Source organism: Paraburkholderia sp. (genome assembly GCF_036488505.1).
GTDB lineage: Bacteria > Pseudomonadota > Gammaproteobacteria > Burkholderiales > Burkholderiaceae > Paraburkholderia.
The window spans coordinates 1-3,567 of sequence record NZ_DASXHN010000103.1; the positions used below are offsets into that span (position 1 = coordinate 1).

The 3,567-nt window shown below is 62.2% G+C and carries 2 protein-coding genes; both read right to left on the bottom strand.

Annotation, left to right across the window (positions count from 1 at the left end):
* Positions 1–285 precede the first annotated feature (285 nt).
* The gene (locus tag VGH68_RS05795) at positions 286–2,793 is read right to left on the bottom strand and encodes an ATP-binding protein (RefSeq protein ID WP_331602571.1); all 2,508 of its coding nucleotides are present in this window, start codon (positions 2,791–2,793) and stop codon (positions 286–288) included.
* Positions 2,786–3,172 (bottom strand): response regulator, encoded by a 387-nt coding sequence (locus VGH68_RS05800; RefSeq protein WP_331602572.1) that lies wholly within the window; start codon positions 3,170–3,172, stop codon positions 2,786–2,788. The genes VGH68_RS05795 and VGH68_RS05800 overlap by 8 nt, the downstream gene beginning before the upstream one ends.
* Positions 3,173–3,567: the final 395 nt, after the last annotated feature.

Below are 3,567 nucleotides of genomic sequence, written 5' to 3' on the forward strand. Positions count from 1 at the left end.
GCCGTGTGCGGGGAAAGCTCGCATGCACGGTTCTTCGGGGGCCGCGTTTCCGTGAGGAAGCGTGGCTACCCTCTGACGCCGTGCGGCCGAACACGCAGTACGCGAGGATAGCTAACTTAAGCGGCAAGGCGCTCCAGCATCGGAGCGCCTGGGTGCGTAGCGCCCGCGTCACGACTTTTTCACCGAGAGCGCAGAGATGATGCACGTCAGTCGACTAAGCACCGATATCAGCGCGTTCGCTAGTTCGTGTGCTTGAACGCTGAAACCTGGCTTTTAGCTCGTCAATCATCTGGCCGTTTCGTTTACCTGTCGTGAAAGCGCGCGGCTCAACGCAAGCGCAATATCGGCTTGCCGAAGCGGCTTGCGCAACACATCGGAGATGCCGATTGCTTTCGCGTCGCGTTCCAGCGTTGCGCTGCTATATCCGCTGGAAAGAATGACCGGGATGTCGGGACGAACCGCGCGGATCCGTGATGCCAGTTCGAGGCCCGTCATGTTCGGCATCGTCTGGTCGGTGACGACCGCATCAAAACGCTTGGGATTCGCATCGAACGCTTGCCATGCCGCTTCGCTCGACGCGAAACCGACCGGTTCGTATCCGAGCTCAGCAAGAACTTCTTCGCCAAGTGCCACGAGCGCCTCTTCGTCATCGACCAGCAGCACCGTCTGGCCGTCACCATGCGGGAGCACCGGTGCGCGCTGATCAACGGACACGGCCACCGCGTCGATCACCGGCAGATATACGTCGAAGCGTGTACCCTCGCCGACGGCACTTCGCACGTCGACCCCGCCGCTATATTCTCGAACGATGCCCTCGACGAGCGCGAGACCCAGTCCCGTTCCCTCGCCGGCTTTGCGCGTCGTGAAGAACGGATTGAAGATCCGTTCGAGCAGATCGGGAGGAATGCCGACGCCGGTGTCGTGCACCGTGAGCCGGACGAACTCGCCCGAATCGACTGCGCCGTGCGATAGCGATCGCGGCACCTCGAGCCGCTGCAGCGCCAATTCGACTCGAAGGGTGCCACCATCCGGCATCGCATGAATCGCATTGCTGCACAAGTTCATCACGACCTGATGCATATGCGCCGGATCGCCGGCTACGAACGCATCCCGCGCATCCAGTTGAACCTCGAGCTGGATTGCTTCGGGCAGCCGGACCTTCAACAGCTCGATCGTCTCTGTTACGACCGGCTGGAGGTGAACGGGCAATCGGGTCGTTATCCCGCTGCGGCTGAACGTCAGAATGCGCTCGACGAGCGATCGCGCGCGATCGCCCGCATTCATCACCTGCTCGATATAACGCCGCTCTGGCGTGCCCTGCGCGACCGCATGCAATGCGCGCTCGCCGTAGCCGAGTATCGCGCCGAGGATGTTGTTGAAGTCGTGGGCGATGCCGCCAGCAAATGTGCCGAGCGCTTCAAGTTTCTGCGATTGCCTGAGCTGGCTTTCGAGCTGTTGGCGCGCCTCTTCGTCCTCGCGGTGTTGGGTCACGTCTTCGACGGTGGCGACGAGCACGTCCTCGAGTTGCGGCGATGCCCGATCGGACGACTCCGTCGACACGGTGACGCGGGCGATGTTCATGTCGGTCCAGACCACATGGCCGTCGCGATGCAGATAGCGCTTCTCGAAACGCACGCTGTCGTGTTCGCCGCCCATCAATTGGTCGATGTGCCGTTGCGTCAGTTCAATGTCGCCTGGATGCGTGATGTCGATGGCCCTCAGTTGCGCGAGCTCGGTCATCGAGTAGCCAACCATCTGCTGGAACGCGGGATTGGCCGCCAGGTAGTACTCGTGCGGACGCAGGAGCATGATGCCGGCCGGCGCATTCTCGAATACGGCGCGCCAGTGTTGCTGGCTCGACTGCAGCCGGCGATTGACCTGCCCGAGGCGCCGTACCTGCCCGACGAGCGCGTACGCGAGCACTGCGACGAATAACGAAAGAGCCGCGGCTCCGATCAGCTCGTCGATCGTCGACGTGCGCCATGTCGCGAGCGCAACCGCTTCGTCGCGCGTGACCTCGACCCTCAGTGGAAAACCGGGCACCGCCCTCAGTGCCGAGCGCAGGGGTTCCAGCGGCTGGTCGGCCGGACGGTTCCCGAATACGACGACCGGCGTGCCGTCCGTGCGCAGCAGACGGATCGCAGTGCCCGCGCCAAGGTCGATCTGTTGGTAGAAGTTACGGAAATACGCGTACTCGATCAGCGCAAGGACGACGCCTCTAAACTGCCCCTGCGCGTCTTCGAGCCGCCGCGCGACCGCGAAGGTCGGTCTGCCGTCGATCAGGCTCACGACGGGCTCGCTGACCACCAATGCATCGCCGCTCGCGCGCTGCAATTGCTGAAAATATGGGCGCCCCGTGATATTGATTGGTTTCGCGGCTGCCAGCGTCGTCGCCACCCGGTCCCCGGCCGCATCGAATATCTCGAGTTGGCGTATTTGCGGCACGCCGTCGATCTCCTGGCGCAGAAATGTGCGGACGTCGTCAGGCGATGTCTGCGTGCGTCGCGCGTCGAGCGTCCATACGGCCGTACGGCCCAGAATGAATTCGACGCCCTGCAGCGAACGCGCGGTCTGTTCGGCGAGCGCGCTCGCGAGACTCGACAGCTCGCGGTCGTTGTATGCGAGCGTCAGCCGGCGGGACCGCATGATGTCGGTCGCCGCGCCGATCCACAGCAAGACGATCAGCAGACACCCGCCTAGTGCGATGAGCCCGTATCTATCGGGCCACGCGAAACTGCGTCTCGCTCTGTCCGTATCGATCATGTCGCGTCGCTTCACTGAGGGTTCAGTCATTCGAAAGGGGTTCAAGCAGCGCCTTGACTGAAGCGACGAGCTCGTTGGTACCAAACGGCTTCGCTAGCGCCCGGTCCACGCTGAGCTGCTGAACGACTGCGTCGGCCATCGCGGGCCCAGCCGCGAAGTAACCCGAAATCGCGATGATCGACGCCGCTGGAAAGCGCGTGCGCAATGCGTCTATAGTCTTTATCGAAGCGGGTCTCGGCTCGTTCAGATCCACGATGACGACCTTCGCAGAGACCTTTTCGTGAAGACGTTGCGCGCGCTGTCCGCTGCATTCGACGACGCGATATCCGGCGTCCCGCAGCGACAGGGCAATCAGCTCGCGCATGAACGGATCGTCTTCGATGATCAGAATATCTGTTTTCGTTTCCATAGTCCAAATACCGCTTTTTCAACGCATTGCCGGGAATCCGGGCAAGCCCGTCGCAACACCACATGTCGCCATTAAAGCCGCCGGCCGTCACACGACTGTTTCACCGCAGTCGCCGACCGTTACAACTGAAACAGAAGCCGCGCGCCCCTGTTCGACGCGTGTGCGTTGCAGGCCACACCTCAGTTCGGCCGGTCCCGGCCTCTCCCATCGCCACCACAAACCGATCGTCGTGTGTATTGCGCGCTAGCGCGATCGAATCATTTCAATTGAAACCGAACCCGCTCGTGACTGAAACCCTCAGGTAATCGCCCGTTGATGAAATTCGGTCATCGGATGTAAACGCAGCTACCGGCGCCCAGGCAGGCAGAGATGTGCGCACAGGGCGGGCCGCGCAT